Here is a 15126-nt window from a genome sequence, read left to right on the forward strand (position 1 = left end):
GGCGCATGCGCAGCGGCGGCGATCTTGGACATTTCCCCCAGCAATTCGATATCTGGTGGCGAATGGTCGAAATGGAAATCGGCCACTAGCGAGCCATAGGGTTCGCCACCCAACTGGCTGAACTCTTCGGTGTAGAGCTTTTTGAAGATCGGCGACTGATCCCAGGCGGTGCCTTTGAATTTCTTCAGGGTCTTGCCCAGTTCCTTCTTGGTGATCGGAATCACCCGGATCTTCAGCATCTCGTCGGTTTCAGTGTTATTGACCAGGTAGTGCAACCCGCGCCAGGCGCTTTCGAGCTGCTGGAACTCTTCGTTGTGCAGGATCAGATTAACCTGTTCGGTCAGCTTCTTGTCGATCTCTGCCACGATGCTTTCGATCGAGCGCAGCGCGTCGTCAGAAATCAGCCCGGTATTGGCCAGCGCCTGTTCGGCCAGGGTTTTGACCGCGCTCTCGACGGCGGTCTTGGCCTGGTCCGACTTAGGGCGGAATTCCTTTTGCAACAGGCTTGCAAATTCATTGGAGCCAAAAGCGGATTCCGCCGGGGCGGCTTCGGTTTGGAGTGCTTCGTCTGCCATTTTATCCCTCCTTATTCCGTATCGCCATCGGCATCAGCGCCGGGTTTGGGCTGGGCTGCCAGGGTTTTCAGCAGGCTCGGGTCCTGCATGATCTTGGTGATCAGATCCTCGGCCCCGGTTTTGCCATCCATATAGGTCATCAGATTGCTGAGCTGGGTGCGGGCATCCAGCAGCTCTTTGAGCGGTGCCACCTTGGCGGCGATGGCCGCGGGTTTGAAATCATCCATGCTCTCAAAGGTGATATCGACCGCCATATTGCCTTCGCCGGTCAGCGTATTGGGCACGGTAAAGGCCGCACGCGGGGCCATGGATTTCATCCGGTTGTCAAAGTTGTCGACATCAATTTCAAGAAACTTGCGATCCGCCACGGCGGGTTGCTCAACCTCGGATTTGCCGGTGAGATCCGCCAGAACCCCCATGACAAAAGGCAGCTGGACCTTCTTTTCTGCGCCATAAAGCTCCACATCATATTCGATCTGGACCCGTGGTGCCCGATTGCGGGCAATGAACTTTTGTGAACTTCCAGCCATCTGGCTCTCCTTACTCGTATTCTAACCTTCCAAAGACCCCAGCCGCGACGAGCCAAGCCCCCCTGCCCCCCTAGTCTTCGTCCTCCAGGCCGCCAATCAACTGCACGTTCTCCAGACCACGCGGGGCCATATCGTTGACGATAGTGAGGAAATCCGCCCCCACCAATCGTTTGGCCCGTTCCAGCAACAGCGGCAGCGGGCTAGAGGGCTCTTCGCGCTGGTAATAGGCAATGATGCGATCCAGGGTATTGGCCACATCTGCAGGCGAATTGATCGCCCCCGGGACCGCTGCAACCCGTGGCCCTGCAGCCGAAGCTGATGCTTCGCCTGTGTCTTCCGATCCCTCCGCATCCGCGCTGTCATCTTCCGCAGCGACATCGCCGAGGTTGCCATAATCGCGGATCCGCTTGCTGATCTGACGCAGCAGTTTCACCAATGGATCGAGTTCAGGCCCCTGCCCTGGCGTCTGTTCATCAAACACCGCGGAGATCGCCTTGATGTTTTCCTCAGCCAGTTCCGCAGCAGCCAGACGCGCGGCGATCTCGTCGTCGTCACTGTCCTGAAACGCGGCCCCAATCGTGGCCTGATCCGGAACCGTATCCATGCTCTCGGGCGCAGCCATCAATCCTTCGGCTATTTCGATATCGCGCAGCGAAAACCGGCCAAACCCGCGACTGTCACTCAACGGGCAACGGCGGACCGAGCGATAGACAGGTGAAGGCCCGCCCATGCCATCCGGCTGACCACAAAGATCCTGCACCGCATTGATGCGCATGATCGGATCGCCGTCATCCTCATCCAGTTCCGGGTGGCAGCTCTCCCAGAATTGTTCAAGACAGCCCCGGATATAGCTGGTCACCTCGGCAAAACCTGCGAGCCCATCCCGCTGCAACACCGCATCCGCCAGGAAAACCGCCGCCCGCAGGTCATGGCTACGCTCCAGAACTTCGAGCGCCTTTTCCTCTACAACTGGATATTCTGGGTCGGTGGCGTCTATACGCTCATCACCCACAACCGTTTCTTCCCCGGGCTGAGCGGCAAGCTCCATTTCAGTAAAAGCCGGGTCGTATTCGAGGTTGTCCCCGCTGGGAGTTTCCTCCCCTTTGGACTGTAGAAAAACAGCCAGATCCATACAGTTGACCCCCCAAAAAATCAGGTCAAGCGCGATCCGAAAAAGCCACATACCATATGGACATACAGACATGCGGCGGACCCGGTCGCGCCACTAACAAAACAATAACTTGACGTCGAGTGAGCCTTATCGCCATCTTAAAGTCAATTGTTTTTGCACCTTTTTGTGAGTGTTCGTGATGTGTGCAGACCGTGTTACCGGAGATGAAGTCAGGGCCATGGTGCGTGAGGGCGCCAAGCGTCGGACGAGTTTTGCCTTCTGCCTGGATCAGTACAAAGATGCTGTCTTGATGATCCAGCCCGGCTCCAAACCAGAAAGCCTGCGTGCGCCGCTAAAACAGGAGGGCGGCAAGCCTCCGATGGCCTGGGGCACCTATATTGTGCAGGGCGATGAGATGGAGATGACCTGTGAACAGGCCCCCGCTCAAATGCTTTTGCAGCTTAAAAAATTCCTGAAGGCAAACCGGCCCAAAGTGAACGTGCTGTTCTTTGATGACGGCGGCAATCTTCTCGACAGTCTCAAGCCAGAAAGCAGCGGCGACACCCCGCAGTCAAATGCCGATGCCGAGGATATCTCAGCCTCGGGAATCGATCCCAAGGCCGTCTTGCCGCTCAAACGCAGGCTCAAACGCATTCAGCCGCGAATCGCTTTGGCTCCCGGCCCTCTGGAACTGAAGCTCAAACGGGCCCTGGCCAAATCCGTCGCCTTGATCAATGCCGGGCGGCTGCAAGAGGCAGAGACGCTAATTCTGGTCACCGAACGTTCCATTGCCGCGCTGGGGAAAGACCGAGAAGACGAAGAAACCACACTCAAGCGCGGTCAACGCGAGTCTGATCAGCGCTCCCTTGGGGCGCAGGTCAAACGCGCCCAGGGTCTGCAAGCACATGTGGCCCGCGCGCCCGGCCCTGCCCGCGATCGCCTGACCCAGGCGGTTCATAAGGCCGCCAGACTGTTGAAGCAGCGAGACCTGAATGGCGCCAAAGATGCCATGGATAAAATCGAGAAGGCGTTGACCTCTTTGGTCTGATGCCACCCATTTTCGCGCGCCATGATCTGGCGCGCAGCCAAAACACGCCCAAGACCCTAGGACTTATTCGAAAACCCAATTGACCCAAAACCCCGGAGACAGCGATGCAATTGACCTCCCCATTTTCTTCAATACTCAGCCGCGGGTTTGCCACTGCGCTGCTGGCCCTCACCCCGCAGCTGGCACGCGCTGAAACCGGGTCGCTTTTGGTTGAACTGAACAAGATGGAAGAGATCGAGGCTGGCGGCTGTCGGGCTTTCTTTTTGTTTCGCAATCAAACCGGGAAGAGCTTTGCCGACTTTGAAATGTCCCTGGCCATCCTCGACGGCGAGGGTATCATTGACCGGCTGCTCTCGGTTGATGCTTCTCCCCTGCCCGTCCAGCGTACAACATTGAAATTGTTCGAAATACCAGCAATCACCTGCAGCAATATCTCAGAAATTCTGCTGCATGACGTGACCTCTTGCAAACCGCAAAACGAAGCCGAGATGGATTGCTTTCCAATCCTGACTCTCGGATCGCGCAGCTCTGCAAAGCTGGTGAAATAATCATGGGCGCCTTGTTGGAAAACCTTACAACCGGCGGTCCGGTCATTGCGGTGTTGGCCCTGATTTCGCTCATGTCGCTCACAGTGATCGGCGCCAAACTTGTCCAGCTCTGGCCGGTAACTTCCGGTAAGGCGGCGCGCCTCGCTGCAATCGAGCTTTGGCAAGGTGGTGACAAGCACGAAGCACAGCGGCATGTTGAACCGGGCAAATCACCGGCCGACAGGGTCCTGCATTTTGCCATGGTTTCCCTACAAAACGGACTCAAAGGGCCTGTGCTCACCTCAGAGCTGGAGCGCCGGGGCAACGAAGAAATTCAGCGTATGAACGGGCTTATCCGATTGCTGGAACTCATCGCCATGGTCTCGCCGCTGCTCGGGTTGTTGGGCACAGTTCTGGGCATGATCCAATCCTTTCAAGAGCTGGAACTGGCCCAGGGCGCGGCCAACGCCTCGGTCCTGGCCGGCGGCATCTGGCAGGCACTGCTCACCACCGCTGCGGGGCTGGTGGTGGCAATTCCTGCCGCCATTGCTGCAGGCCTGTTCTCTGCCCGCATTGACAGCGCGGCGGGGATGATCGAAAGCGCCGTTGGCCAATTGATGCTGGCAGACCATGGTCGGTAAGGTGTGGAACGCGCCATGATCCTCAGCCGCCGCCCGCGCCCCACGGCCCTGATTTCGCTGGTGCCAATGATCGATGTGATGATGATCCTTTTGGTCTTCTTCATGGTGACATCAACATATCTCAACCTGGATATGATCCCGGCCCTGCGCCCCTCTGACGGTGCCAGCCAATCCAACGGATCACCAGATCTGCGCCTGATGATCCGCATTCAGGCCGATGGCACCCCCAGCCTGCGCGGAGAGACCCTGTCACCACAGGCCATGGCACAGATTCTGCAGCAAACCCTGAGCGAGGATCCGGCGGCGCAGCTGGTCATCCTCCCCTCTGGCTCCGCACCGACACAGGCACTGATCACCGTCATGGATCAAGCCGCCAGCGCGGGCGTACAGAACATGCGTGTTCTGCGACTGGAGGCGCGGCCATGAGGCTGAAACGCTCCCGCGCTGCGCCGCATTCAGAGACCATTATTGCCCTGATCGACGTGGTTTTTTTCCTGCTGGTGTTCTTTATGTTGATTGGGCGCATGGATGCCACGGCCCCCTTTGACGTCACCCCACCGCAGGCGCAGACCGGCCGTGACATGCCCGCAGGCGGAGTCACGCTGGCGATCTCACAAGAGGGCAAAACGGCCCTGGACGGTCATGAAATGGGCGCAGCGGATCTTTCCCTGGCATTGGCAGCGGAACTGTCCAAGGATCCCGAAATGCGCTTGCGGATCAACGCCCACCGCGCCACCGATCTGCGCCATGTTCTGCCCCAGGTCAGCCAGGCAGAAGCGCTTGGAATTCGCGACGTCATCCTGGTGGTCACACCCGAGCGCACTCCGGGTGACCAGCCATGACGCGGGGAGCAGGCATCTGGGCAATTGGCCTCACAGCCTCCACCTGCGCCCATCTCGGGGCGGCCGCCCTTGTAATCCCCTATCTGACCCCCGAACCTGTGCCGCAACAGCCCAGCCCACAAAGCGCTATGACCCTGGCTTCGCAGCAGGTTACCCGCAGCCAGGCGCAGGAGCAGAGCGCCACTCCCGAGCCCGGAAAACAGGCGCCAGCCAAAGGGGACAGCTTGAATGCGGGCGCCGTGCAGCAGACCACGGCCCCTGCCAAGGCACCATCGCAAGACAGCTTGGATCCTGCGACGCCCGCCTCTCAACCGCTTACCTCCCTCGCCCCGCCGGGCGAAACCCTGGCGCCAGACCAAAGCAAACCGCAATTGGCCGCTCTCAGCGCAGCCAAGCCGGAACCCGCCCCTGCCCTTGCACCAGCCACGCAATCCGTCGCCAGCGAACAGCCCGATCCACCAGCGCTAGAAACCGCGATGCCAGACACCACGCCCGCCGCCCCAATCACGCCACAGCCTGTGCTCCTCGGCACCACCAAAAGCACCGGTAAAACCGTTGCCTTTGCTGAAACCTCTGCGCTGACGCAGCCACTGCCAAACAGCAACCCCGAGGCGGAGAAGGTCACGGCGGCGCTTGCGTTTCAGGGCGGTGCAACCAATGAGATCGACCCGCAGTCGCTCGCTGCCTTTCAAAGCTTCACCCGGCCCGGGGATCTGACCGGGCAAACAGCAGGTCTGCGGGATGGGCTTGCGGCTGTGCTGAGCCAGGTGCCCTGCTCCCGCCTGCAGGTGGCCTTTGACCCGGCGACGGCAACGCTGGAACTGCGGGGACACCTGCCCGAGGATGCCCTGCGCGCGCCCGTCCTCGCCGCCCTGCAAACCCAAATGGGCCGGGATATTGCGCTTGCAGACAAGATGCGGGTATTACCGCGGCCTCAATGTGGAGCGCTCAGCGGAATATCCTCGGTGGGCCTGCCGCAAAGCACCGATCAGATCACCAACCCACTGTTGCTGGGAGAGGATGCCCAGGCCCGGGTGCTGGGCTACAGCAGCGGCGAGCAATTGTACTTTGACCTCACCGCTCCGGACTATGCGGCCTTTATCTATGTGGACTACTTTGATGCCGCCGGTGATGTCATCCACCTCAGCCCCAATACCCAGGTTCCGCTGGCCCTAGCCACGGCCAAAAGCGCACAACGCATCGGGGCCAAAACCCCAGAGGACCCCGGTCTGCAGATCACCATCGGCCCCCCCTATGGTCAGGAAATCGCCGTTGCTTTTGCCGCCTCAACCCCGCTTTATGAGGGCCTGCGCCCGCTCATTGAGCCTGCTCCGGCATATCTTGACTTCCTGCGGAGCAGAATCGCAGAAAAGCGATCACAAAATACTGATTTTAAAGGAGAATGGGTCTATTTTCTGATCGAAACCCGTGCCCAGTAATTTAGGTTACTGGCAACCTCCTGCGGCCCAGGATTTCAGGTTGCGTTTCATCACCCCGCCATAGGGGTGCTGTTTGCTCAGTGAACGCTGCATATTGAGGCTCAGATAGGTTGTGGCCTGTTCGCAAAGCCGCTCACGGTTCCACTGATGACAGGCACTGCAGGTCTGCGATTTCCAATAGCTTTCAGGCAGGCCTTCTACCGGCGGGAACATCGGCGACCCCTCGATCAAGTCAGCCAGACTGCGGCCACTGATCGGCTCCAGGTCTGACACTAATGGGCTGGCAAAGGTGACCGGTCCGGCCTCTGGCTGAGGAGAGGCTGCAGAATCACTCTCGACCTGCTGAACCGGATCCTCCTCAGGTATCCCTTCCCCAACCGGATCAGTGCTTTCTCCAGAGAGCAGAGCAGCGATTTCGATCTGAGCCATTTCCGCATAGGTCCCCGCAGGATAGCTCTGCAAATAGGCCTCATAGGCTGCCAAGGATCCATCCTGTTGCGCCGCTTTGAACAGGGCCGTTTCGGTGGCATCCGGCGCCGGTGTGCTTGGCGCCGCAGGTTCCGCACCAGTGGAGAGCTCTTCTGCCATGACCTCGGCCAGCAGCGCGCGCGCCTCACCGGCAAAGGCGCCGTCAGGATAGCCCCGCAGGAACAACATCAATTGCACCGGATCTCGCGCCGCCTGAACCGAACGCCAGAGCTGAAGCTCCTCCGTCTCGGACACGGTTAGAACCCGCTCCTCTGGTGCCGCGGCAAACATGAAGTCGCTGACAAGCGACGAGGTATCCCAGGGGGTCTGCTGGCCCTGGCTCTGCGCCAGAACCGTGCGGCGCACCTCTTTGAAAGCCTGTTCAACCGGCTGGCCCGGCACGGAGATTTGTTCCGCAACTGCCAGCGTAAAGGGGCTATTGACCCCCTGCCCGTCCAACGCCACCCCGCCGGGCGCCGTGGCATAGGCCAGGAAAGTACCTGTTGGGGCCTTCATCTCGGCCAAACCACTTTCATCCAGATCAGCGACGTTTTCAAAGGGGTTATTTCGGCAAGCGTCTAGAATCACCAGATTGGTGCGATTGCGCGCCGAGGCCATCTGGCGCAGCACCGATTGCGCCTCAACTGCCATCAGATCCAGATCCGCCGCATCCGACAGGGCAACATCCACAGGCAACAAATAGTTGTTGCCAAAGCTCTGCACCCCGTGACCCGCATAGTAGAACAGCCCTGTCGCCTCGCTGCCTGCTGCCCGCAGATCGCGGCCAAACTGAGCGATTGCTCGTTTCATCTCGATCTGCCCCATGTCAACCGCCATGGAGACCGTAAACCCAAGCGATTCCAATGTTTTGGATATGACTCTTGCATCGTTCACAGGATTGTCCAGCGGCGCAACCGTGCCGTAAGAGGCATTGCCGATAACCAGGGCCAAACGCGGCCCTTCATCAGCGTCACTGGCCTGGGCGGCACCACAGATCAAACCCAAAACCATGAGAACTCTAAAAAGGCAATTTGCCCAAAAACCATTCACGACACCAAAACTCCAAAACTTTGTCCCCGCAGGGACACCTCGCACGCGTGAGGTTTTTTCTGACCGAGACACCGCAATACTTGCTTTATTGCCCGAGATTTCCGTTAATCCACAGAGGCGCCCTTGTTTGGCCAATACCACAGGTGCCCCATTTTGTTTAATATATGAGTGTTTTGTCATGGTACGCCTATTTCTTCGCCCGCTCCTAGCCCTATTGTTGTTTTTTACTCAGCCCGCTGTTGCAGCGGATCCTTTTGAGCACGGCTGGCAGCTGGATCCCGAAGCTTCGGCGATCACCTTTCTCTCGGTCAAAAAGGACACCATTGCCGAAACCAGTCAATTTGCAGCCCTCAGCGGTCAGATTACCGAAAGCGGCGTTGCCCAACTGATCGTCGCCCTGGACTCGGTTGATACCAAAATTGACCTACGCAATGTACGTATGCGGTTCCTGTTTTTTGAAACCTTCGCCCATCCCGAGGCCACAGTAACCGCTGTTCTTGATCCGATCGCATTGCAAGACCTGCCCAACCTACGCCGCAAGGTAATCCCGCTTCCCGTCACACTTTCACTGCATGGGGTAGAGGTTGAATTGAAAGCCGAGGTCGCAGTAACCCTGCTGAGCAATGATCGGATCAATGTCTCAACGCTGAACCCGGTGATCTTGCAGCTTGAAGATTTCAATCTGATGCAGGGTCGGGAAAAACTGCAGGAAGCCGCCAATGTCACCATTACACCGCTGGGCATCGTCAACCTGAACCTCACCTTTGACCGCAGGGCACCAGGCACTCCCGTCCTGGCTACTCCCACCAGCAGCGGTGCCACCGCCGCGCTGGAGGCCGAAGGCGACTTTAGTCGAGACGCCTGTATTGGCCGCTTTGACATCCTGTCGCGCAGCCGCAGTGTCAATTTTGCCCCCGGCACCTCGCGGTTGGATCAACGCTCCACCAGCTTTCTCGATAGCCTGTATGATATCGTCAGCCGTTGTCCCGATATGGTGATCGAAGTTGGCGGCCACACCGACGACAAGGGCAGTGCGGCTTCCAATACCCGGCTCAGCCAGAAACGGGCAAATTCCGTTGTCCGCTACCTGACAGCCAAAGGCATTCCCGCTGACCGCCTGACCTCGGTTGGATATGGGGAGGAAACACCGCTGGTGCCCAATACAAGCTCCGACAACCGGGCAAAAAACCGTCGCATTGCCTTTAAGGTTCAAAACTAAACTCATACCGCAGAGTAGAGGCAAAGGCTGCGGCAAAAAATGCGCATAAGAAAAGGGCTGTCCCCGCGGGGACAGCCCTGTCTCGTTTCAGCTCTGCCAAAGTCTCACTCGGCGGGATCATTCTCTTCCAAAGCCGTAAAAAAAGCAGAAATCGCAGTCTCAAGTCGGTAGCGATCAATCACCGAAAAGTCCCGCTCCATCGCCAGTTCAATACGCCCATCCCGCGCCTGACAACGCACGATGCCGGAAGGCACAGCGCAGCGCAGCGTTGTTTTGGCGACACCGGCCTTGGGTTCTGCCCCAATGGCGGCACCGGGTTTTGCTCTGGTTTCAACACCGCCCGCCAGGAAGGCCCGCAAGATCGCGACCTCAACTTCAGCCGTTTCAGCGTCACCGCTTTGCAGCTGCGCTCTCAATGCTGAGACACTAGCGGGATCATCTGCCAGCTTCCGCTTCAGATCCAAGCCCAAGGCGCGCGGGATTGATTCGGCAAAACGTAGATCACCGCCGATCATGTCCAGAAGATCGGCAAAATGACGAATGTAGCTGCGCTTTTGACGCCCCGCCGAAGCATAGAGATGCGCCACGGCCTCCTCCACCAGCGCGCAGCCGGTCTCTGGATCCTGGGCATAGGACAGCGCCAGCTGCGCCATCTCTGCAAAAGAGATATCGCGCCGCACCAGGTTTTCATCCACCATCCGCCGGTAAAGCCCCTGCAGGTCTTCCCCCTTGGCGACCAGCCCGGCGGGAATACTGGCAAACTCGGCCGCACCGGTCTCCTCCAGTAAGGCGCGATAGGCCGACAGGCGGCGAAAACCCTGGATCAACTGATAGCTTCCATCGGCCTCTTCCTCGACCCGGATCGGGTTGGAGAGACCCAGGCTGCGAATGGAGGCTTTCAGCTCGTCCAGTTCCGGATCCCGTGAGGTGGCCCTGTCCCGCACCAGTTTGCTGGTGGCAATCTGGTCCAGCGGAATCCGGTCAACGACCAACCCCAGCTTTTTCAGCCGGACAAACTCATGCGCCAGCCGGTCATTCTCGGCCCGAATGTTTTGCTCGGCAGCAGCGCGAGCCTTTAGCGCCTCGGCGTTTTCCGAAATCGCCGTGGCCATGGGACCACGCCGGGATTCCGCTTGACTGCCGTCCTCCTTTGACAGGGCAGGGGAGGGGGCTTTGGCCGGAGGGTCAGCAGGAAAGTTGATGTCAAAGACGCGCCGCTTGCTCATGGTCTATCCTCCATCTTTTCCCAGGCTTCTGCCGCGTAGGTTTTGAACTCCTCGTAGGCCTGATCGAATGAGGCCCTGGCCCGTCGCCATGTCTCGCGGGTCATATCGCGATAATCGATCTCGTAGATTGAACTGAGGAACCGGCCCGATTGTTCCACCGCGCGGGTCATCTCGATCGGGTGATCCGCCATGCGCCCGTCAAAGACCTTCATAAAGGCATCCCGCATGGCGCGGTGCAGATCATTGCCACTCTCGTAGCGGGTCAACAGAAACCGTACATCCAGGAAAGCCTTGGGCAGGGTGAATGTCCCCGCGGGGACAACCCCGTTGAAAGCCGACAGATCTTCCAGCGCTTCAGAGAGCTGGCCAATAAAGGAGGTGGTCGAGTCATACTCCCAATAACCAGGGCCAGAGGGGATGTAGAGCATGTCAGCAGCAAAGACCGCGTTCATCGACTGGTAGCCAATTGCCGGGGGGCAATCAAAGATAATCATGTCGTAGTCATCAGAGGAGACCTGATCCAGATAGCGCGACACCGCAGCAAAGAAGGACCATTCTGGGTTCAGGTGGCGATACTGCGCGCTGGCGAATTCGACAAAGGCGGCATTGGCGCAGCTGGGGACGAGGTCAATCGTCGGCCAGCTGGTGGGTTTGATGAAATCGCTGATGCGCAGATCCTGCAACCCCATGCCGGTGATTGCCTCCGGCAATTCCCGTTCCGGCAGGGCCGCTCCGGACTCAGCGCCTCGCGCCGAGGTATTCATCCGCTCGGTCTCGCGCACCAGATCCCGCGCCATGATCCCCCAGACCGTATAATCCTCGGTAACATCGCTCAGCCCCATGGAATGCGACAAGGTCGCCTGCGGATCAAAATCAACGCAAAGCACCCGGTAGCCATCCAGTGCCGCAGCATGAGCAAAATGCAGCGCCACTGTGGATTTACCCGCGCCGCCTTTGAAATTCGAGATTGCCACGCGCAGGGCGCGCTTACCCTCGGGGCGCGGCGGCATCAGGCTTTTGCGGTTGATCTTGATCCGGCGGCGCAACTCATTGATCTCTTCCAACGAATACCACCGTTGGCGACCGTCTTCCTCCACATGGCCCTGCGGCAGCGAAGGGTCGGCTGCCAGGCGGCCGCGTAGAGTGGATTGATTGACCTTAAAGATCAGCTCGGCAACTTCCCAGCTGGAGAAACGCCGCAGGGTCTTTTCCATCTCGGGGGAAAAGGTCTGCTGTCGAATCCAACTTTGCATCTTGAGCGACTGCGCCTGCAATTTCGCCAGGTCTTCGTGAGTGAACATGACTGCTCCTTGCTCTTTGCTATCAATGGTCCCATTTGTTCAGGACGCTAATTTTTCCTCATTCTTCATTTACGCCGGATTTGCTAAAAACGCAAAACCTATTATTCTAACAAAGAGCGTCCTGTCCCCGCAGGGACACAGGGTCTGAAAGCCCATAGAAAACGGGTCCTCGCCTCAGTGAATTGATTCGGTGAAGCCAGCCGAATCGACCAGACAGAGGGTGGCGCAATCGGGACAGCGTAACACCCGGCTGCATCGGGAAAAGGGGGACAAAAAGAAAGTTCCCTAGTCCAATTGGGGGACATTTTTATCCTAATAGGGGACAGGCATAATGTCCCCCAATACCATTGATACCAATTTTTTTATCAAAAAGGAGATTGGGTCTGGTTTGAAATCCACAGGGCCCTTGACAGAATCGTGTCAAAGGACGCAAATCGTCTACATTGAGTAAATAGCGTTGAGTTCTTCTTAAACTGAGCCAACGTAAACCGAGAGCAACTCGGCTATTGAGCGGTAGACATATCCCATGTCAGCTCTTGGGATCAAATCATGACCCCAGGGTTTCGGGAACACGGGGGCACAGATGCAGGCCAAGAAACCCGCCGGGCGCAATGCTTCGGCACTGAAGTACGATATATTGACAGCCCTCGGGACCTTTGCCTTGTCACAGCCAAAGGCAAAGCAGCGGCTAGTTTTGCGTATCATGACCCTTGTCACTGCCCGCTACAATTGGACCAGAAATGAGCTGGCGGTTGGCCAGCGCGAAATTGCCCGGCTGTGGAGCGTCGATGAGCGCACCGTTAAGCGGGAAATGGCAAAGCTGCGGGCGATGGGATGGCTGGTGGTAAAACGTCAGGGCGTGCGTGGGCGGGTCAGCGAATATGGTCTGGATATGGAGCGCATCTATGAAGACACCCGCGAGGTCTGGTCCAGTGTCGGGCCTGATTTTGAACATCGGATGTCCGGCATTGATGCCCCACCTGAAAATGTCGTGCCGCTGCGCCCTGGGCAGATCGCCCCTGCTCCTGACCTGAGCCAGGGAGACGAATGGAGTCTCGCCAAGGCGGTTCTGCACCGCGAAGATCCGGCGATTTATACCGCTTGGATAGATGCTCTTGCACGTGGCGACAGGGCAGGGGGCCGTTTGACTTTAACCGCGCCGAGCCGGTTTCACGCCAATTATGTGCTCTCCCACCTCAAGCCGAGGCTGCTGGCGGCTTGCCGCGATGTGGATGCCCAGATCTCTGACATTGTTGTTACCAGCTAGCACCTGCTGGCGCGCCGTAGATTGTGAGGCCGGTTAACCATAGCGATCCGATTTGGGCTTGCCGAACCGGGTGAACACAGTAATTATGCATTTGTATAACTACTGTGTTCCACAAGATTCGTCGCCAATACGTGCCAGCAAAGAGATCAGACGCTGCTCAGTCTCTTTTACAGGCCTTGGGGCTGAAAGGGTTGATAGACCATGAAAACCACGGATGTAACGGCACGCCTGGCCTCCTTTGGCGGTGCAAAATGGGATCTCCACCTTTCAGCGCGCCAACGCATTGGCGCAGGGGCTGACATCATTGAAATGACCATCGGTGAGCCGGATGTTCCGGTCCCATCAGAGCTGATGCAACAGGCGATTACCTCTATGCAGGCTGGGCGCACCGGGTATTCGGATGGGCGCGGCGAAATCAATCTGCGTCAGGCACTGGCTGAAAGCTATAGCACCAGCCGTGGGCGCAGTTTTGAGCCGGATAACTTCCTTTGTTTTCCGGGAACGCAAACGGCGCTGTTTTCGGTAATGATGGGTGTCGCCCAGGCTGGCGACGAAGTTCTGGTCGGGGATCCGATGTATGCCACCTACGAAGGCGTCGTGGCTGCCAGTGGTGCCAACTTGGTTCCGGTGCCGCTCAGCCCGGAACATGGCTTTCGCATGCAGGCCGCAGATGTGGCCAGCCGGATCACCCCGCGTACTCGCGCCCTGCTGTTGACCAGCCCGCACAACCCTACGGGCGCCATTCTGGGCAAAGCTGACCTTTTGGAGCTGTGTAAACTGGCCAGAGAGCATGATTTCTGGATCCTCTCTGACGAGGTCTATGAGCAATTGGTCTTTGAAGGCTCCGAATTTGTCTCGCCGCTGTCGCTGGCGGAATATGCAGATCGGGTCATTGCGGTCTCTTCGATCTCTAAATCTCATGCGGCACCGGGGTTTCGCAGCGGCTGGTGCGTAGGCTCGAAAGCCTTCTGCGATGCACTGCTGCCCTATTCCGAGACCATGCTTTTTGGCAACCAGCCCTTTATTGCCGATATGACAGAGCTGGCCATTCGCGATGGTTCCTCTGTTGCGGCAGGAATGAGCGAACGTTTCAGCCGCCGGGCGCAGTTGCTGGCGGATCGGCTGGAGATTGAGACCAGCCTGCAGGTGCACCGTCCTGAGGCTGGCATGTTCGCTATGATCAATGTCGCCACAACGGGTCTTAACGGTGATGACTATGCCTGGGACCTGCTCGAGAATGGTGTCGCTGTGATGCCGGGCTCTGCCTTTAGCGACAGCCTGACCTCCTGGGTGCGTGTTGCTCTGACCATCAGTGATGCAGAATTTGAAACGGCCCTGGGGCGGATCATTTCACACGCCAAGGCAAGGATCGGAGACGCCGCATGACAACGTGCAAACGAACTATTGGCGAAGTGCTGGTGGACGGGCTGAAGGCCCGTGATGTCTCTTGCGTGTTTGGCATTCCTGGTGTGCACACTGTTGAGCTTTATCGCGGGCTTGCGGCCTCTGGCTTGCGGCATGTGACCCCGCGCCACGAACAGGGGGCCGGGTTCATGGCGGATGGCTATGCACGGGTCTCTGGCAAGCCGGGAGTGGCCTTCGTCATCACCGGCCCTGGGTTGACCAACACTTTGACGCCCATGGCGCAGGCGCGGGCGGATTCGGTGCCGATGTTGGTGGTTTCCGGTGCCAATGAACAGGCGAGCATCGGCAAGGGGCTGGGCCATCTCCATGAATTGCCAAACCAGCAGGATCTGGCCAAGACTGTAGCCTTGACTTCGCAGCATGTTGCCAGGGCAGAGGAGCTGAATGAGGCTCTAAATAAGGCATTCGAGCCATTTTCAACCGGACGACCCGGCCCGACGCATATTCAGGTGCCGCT

Annotated in this window: 16 protein-coding genes; 10 read left to right on the forward strand and 6 right to left on the reverse strand. The window is 58.2% G+C overall.

The window, feature by feature from the left end; all coding sequences use genetic code 11:
• From ABJP42_RS00115 to tssA, 3 genes are all read right to left on the reverse strand, one after another.
• The coding region (locus tag ABJP42_RS00115) for a type VI secretion system contractile sheath domain-containing protein (RefSeq protein WP_348337840.1) at nt 1-575 on the reverse strand (575 nt) is incomplete at its 3' end.
• A gap of 11 nt (nt 576-586) precedes the next feature.
• Nucleotides 587-1105 (reverse strand): type VI secretion system contractile sheath small subunit, encoded by a 519-nt coding sequence (tssB, locus tag ABJP42_RS00120; protein WP_348337841.1) that lies wholly within the window; start codon nt 1103-1105, stop codon nt 587-589.
• A 70-nt stretch (nt 1106-1175) separates the two neighbouring features.
• Nucleotides 1176-2237, reverse strand: a complete 1062-nt coding sequence (gene tssA / locus ABJP42_RS00125) for a type VI secretion system protein TssA (protein WP_348337842.1) — start codon at nt 2235-2237, stop codon at nt 1176-1178.
• A 178-nt stretch (nt 2238-2415) separates the two neighbouring features.
• Here tssA and ABJP42_RS00130 point away from each other — a divergent pair, with 178 nt between their 5' ends.
• The 6 genes from ABJP42_RS00130 (at nt 2416) to ABJP42_RS00155 (ending at nt 6713) form a co-directional block, all read left to right on the forward strand.
• Nucleotides 2416-3264, forward strand: a complete 849-nt coding sequence (locus tag ABJP42_RS00130; RefSeq protein ID WP_348337843.1) for a hypothetical protein — start codon at nt 2416-2418, stop codon at nt 3262-3264.
• A gap of 104 nt (nt 3265-3368) precedes the next feature.
• Nucleotides 3369-3812, forward strand: a complete 444-nt coding sequence (locus ABJP42_RS00135; RefSeq protein WP_348337844.1) for a hypothetical protein — start codon at nt 3369-3371, stop codon at nt 3810-3812.
• A 2-nt stretch (nt 3813-3814) separates the two neighbouring features.
• Nucleotides 3815-4432, forward strand: a complete 618-nt coding sequence (locus tag ABJP42_RS00140) for a MotA/TolQ/ExbB proton channel family protein (protein WP_348337845.1) — start codon at nt 3815-3817, stop codon at nt 4430-4432.
• Nucleotides 4433-4447: 15 nt separating this feature from the next.
• Nucleotides 4448-4858: an ExbD/TolR family protein gene (locus ABJP42_RS00145; protein ID WP_348337846.1), complete on the forward strand. Its 411-nt coding sequence runs from the start codon at nt 4448-4450 to the stop codon at nt 4856-4858.
• Nucleotides 4855-5274: an ExbD/TolR family protein gene (locus tag ABJP42_RS00150; protein WP_348337847.1), complete on the forward strand. Its 420-nt coding sequence runs from the start codon at nt 4855-4857 to the stop codon at nt 5272-5274. Before ABJP42_RS00145 ends, ABJP42_RS00150 begins: the two co-directional genes overlap by 4 nt.
• On the forward strand, nt 5271-6713 hold the full coding sequence (locus ABJP42_RS00155) for a DUF4384 domain-containing protein (protein ID WP_348337848.1): 1443 nt from the start codon (nt 5271-5273) through the stop codon (nt 6711-6713). Before ABJP42_RS00150 ends, ABJP42_RS00155 begins: the two co-directional genes overlap by 4 nt.
• Nucleotides 6714-6719: 6 nt before the next feature.
• Here ABJP42_RS00155 and ABJP42_RS00160 read toward each other — a convergent pair whose 3' ends face one another.
• Nucleotides 6720-8192: a caspase family protein gene (locus ABJP42_RS00160; protein ID WP_348337849.1), complete on the reverse strand. Its 1473-nt coding sequence runs from the start codon at nt 8190-8192 to the stop codon at nt 6720-6722.
• Between the two features lie 217 nt (nt 8193-8409).
• On the opposite strand from ABJP42_RS00160, the gene ABJP42_RS00165 reads away from it, so the two are divergent.
• Complete coding sequence (locus tag ABJP42_RS00165) at nt 8410-9450, forward strand: OmpA family protein (RefSeq protein ID WP_348337850.1); 1041 nt, start codon at nt 8410-8412, stop codon at nt 9448-9450.
• Between the two features lie 104 nt (nt 9451-9554).
• Here ABJP42_RS00165 and ABJP42_RS00170 read toward each other — a convergent pair whose 3' ends face one another.
• The gene (locus tag ABJP42_RS00170) at nt 9555-10676 is read right to left on the reverse strand and encodes a ParB/RepB/Spo0J family partition protein (RefSeq protein ID WP_348337851.1); all 1122 of its coding nucleotides are present in this window, start codon (nt 10674-10676) and stop codon (nt 9555-9557) included.
• Entirely contained in the window at nt 10673-11977 is a 1305-nt protein-coding gene (locus ABJP42_RS00175) for an AAA family ATPase (protein WP_348337852.1), read from the reverse strand. The genes ABJP42_RS00170 and ABJP42_RS00175 overlap by 4 nt, the downstream gene beginning before the upstream one ends.
• Nucleotides 11978-12560: 583 nt before the next feature.
• Between ABJP42_RS00175 and ABJP42_RS00180 the strand changes: the two genes are divergently transcribed.
• The 3 genes from ABJP42_RS00180 to ABJP42_RS00190 all read left to right on the forward strand — a co-directional run.
• Nucleotides 12561-13244: a hypothetical protein gene (locus ABJP42_RS00180; RefSeq protein WP_348337853.1), complete on the forward strand. Its 684-nt coding sequence runs from the start codon at nt 12561-12563 to the stop codon at nt 13242-13244.
• Between the two features lie 201 nt (nt 13245-13445).
• On the forward strand, nt 13446-14630 hold the full coding sequence (locus tag ABJP42_RS00185) for a pyridoxal phosphate-dependent aminotransferase (RefSeq protein WP_348337854.1): 1185 nt from the start codon (nt 13446-13448) through the stop codon (nt 14628-14630).
• The coding region (locus ABJP42_RS00190; protein WP_348337855.1) for a thiamine pyrophosphate-binding protein at nt 14627-15126 on the forward strand (500 nt) is incomplete at its 3' end. The genes ABJP42_RS00185 and ABJP42_RS00190, both read left to right, overlap by 4 nt.

This window comes from Pseudophaeobacter sp. (assembly GCF_039971195.1).
In the GTDB taxonomy this organism is placed as follows: Bacteria; Pseudomonadota; Alphaproteobacteria; order Rhodobacterales; family Rhodobacteraceae; genus Pseudophaeobacter.

What these genes read in the sequence shown, in the direction of transcription:
- tssB (WP_348337841.1), bottom strand. Translation starts at nt 1,105, where the DNA reads ATGGCTGGAAGTTCACAAAAGTTCATTGCCCGCAATCGGGCACCACGG.
- tssA (WP_348337842.1), bottom strand. Translation starts at nt 2,237, where the DNA reads ATGGATCTGGCTGTTTTTCTACAGTCCAAAGGGGAGGAAACTCCCAGC.
- ABJP42_RS00130 (WP_348337843.1), top strand. Translation starts at nt 2,416, where the DNA reads ATGTGTGCAGACCGTGTTACCGGAGATGAAGTCAGGGCCATGGTGCGT.
- ABJP42_RS00135 (WP_348337844.1), top strand. Translation starts at nt 3,369, where the DNA reads ATGCAATTGACCTCCCCATTTTCTTCAATACTCAGCCGCGGGTTTGCC.
- ABJP42_RS00140 (WP_348337845.1), top strand. Translation starts at nt 3,815, where the DNA reads ATGGGCGCCTTGTTGGAAAACCTTACAACCGGCGGTCCGGTCATTGCG.
- ABJP42_RS00145 (WP_348337846.1), top strand. Translation starts at nt 4,448, where the DNA reads ATGATCCTCAGCCGCCGCCCGCGCCCCACGGCCCTGATTTCGCTGGTG.
- ABJP42_RS00150 (WP_348337847.1), top strand. Translation starts at nt 4,855, where the DNA reads ATGAGGCTGAAACGCTCCCGCGCTGCGCCGCATTCAGAGACCATTATT.
- ABJP42_RS00155 (WP_348337848.1), top strand. Translation starts at nt 5,271, where the DNA reads ATGACGCGGGGAGCAGGCATCTGGGCAATTGGCCTCACAGCCTCCACC.
- ABJP42_RS00160 (WP_348337849.1), bottom strand. Translation starts at nt 8,192, where the DNA reads ATGGTTTTGGGTTTGATCTGTGGTGCCGCCCAGGCCAGTGACGCTGAT.
- ABJP42_RS00165 (WP_348337850.1), top strand. Translation starts at nt 8,410, where the DNA reads ATGGTACGCCTATTTCTTCGCCCGCTCCTAGCCCTATTGTTGTTTTTT.
- ABJP42_RS00170 (WP_348337851.1), bottom strand. Translation starts at nt 10,676, where the DNA reads ATGAGCAAGCGGCGCGTCTTTGACATCAACTTTCCTGCTGACCCTCCG.
- ABJP42_RS00175 (WP_348337852.1), bottom strand. Translation starts at nt 11,977, where the DNA reads ATGTTCACTCACGAAGACCTGGCGAAATTGCAGGCGCAGTCGCTCAAG.
- ABJP42_RS00180 (WP_348337853.1), top strand. Translation starts at nt 12,561, where the DNA reads ATGCAGGCCAAGAAACCCGCCGGGCGCAATGCTTCGGCACTGAAGTAC.
- ABJP42_RS00185 (WP_348337854.1), top strand. Translation starts at nt 13,446, where the DNA reads ATGAAAACCACGGATGTAACGGCACGCCTGGCCTCCTTTGGCGGTGCA.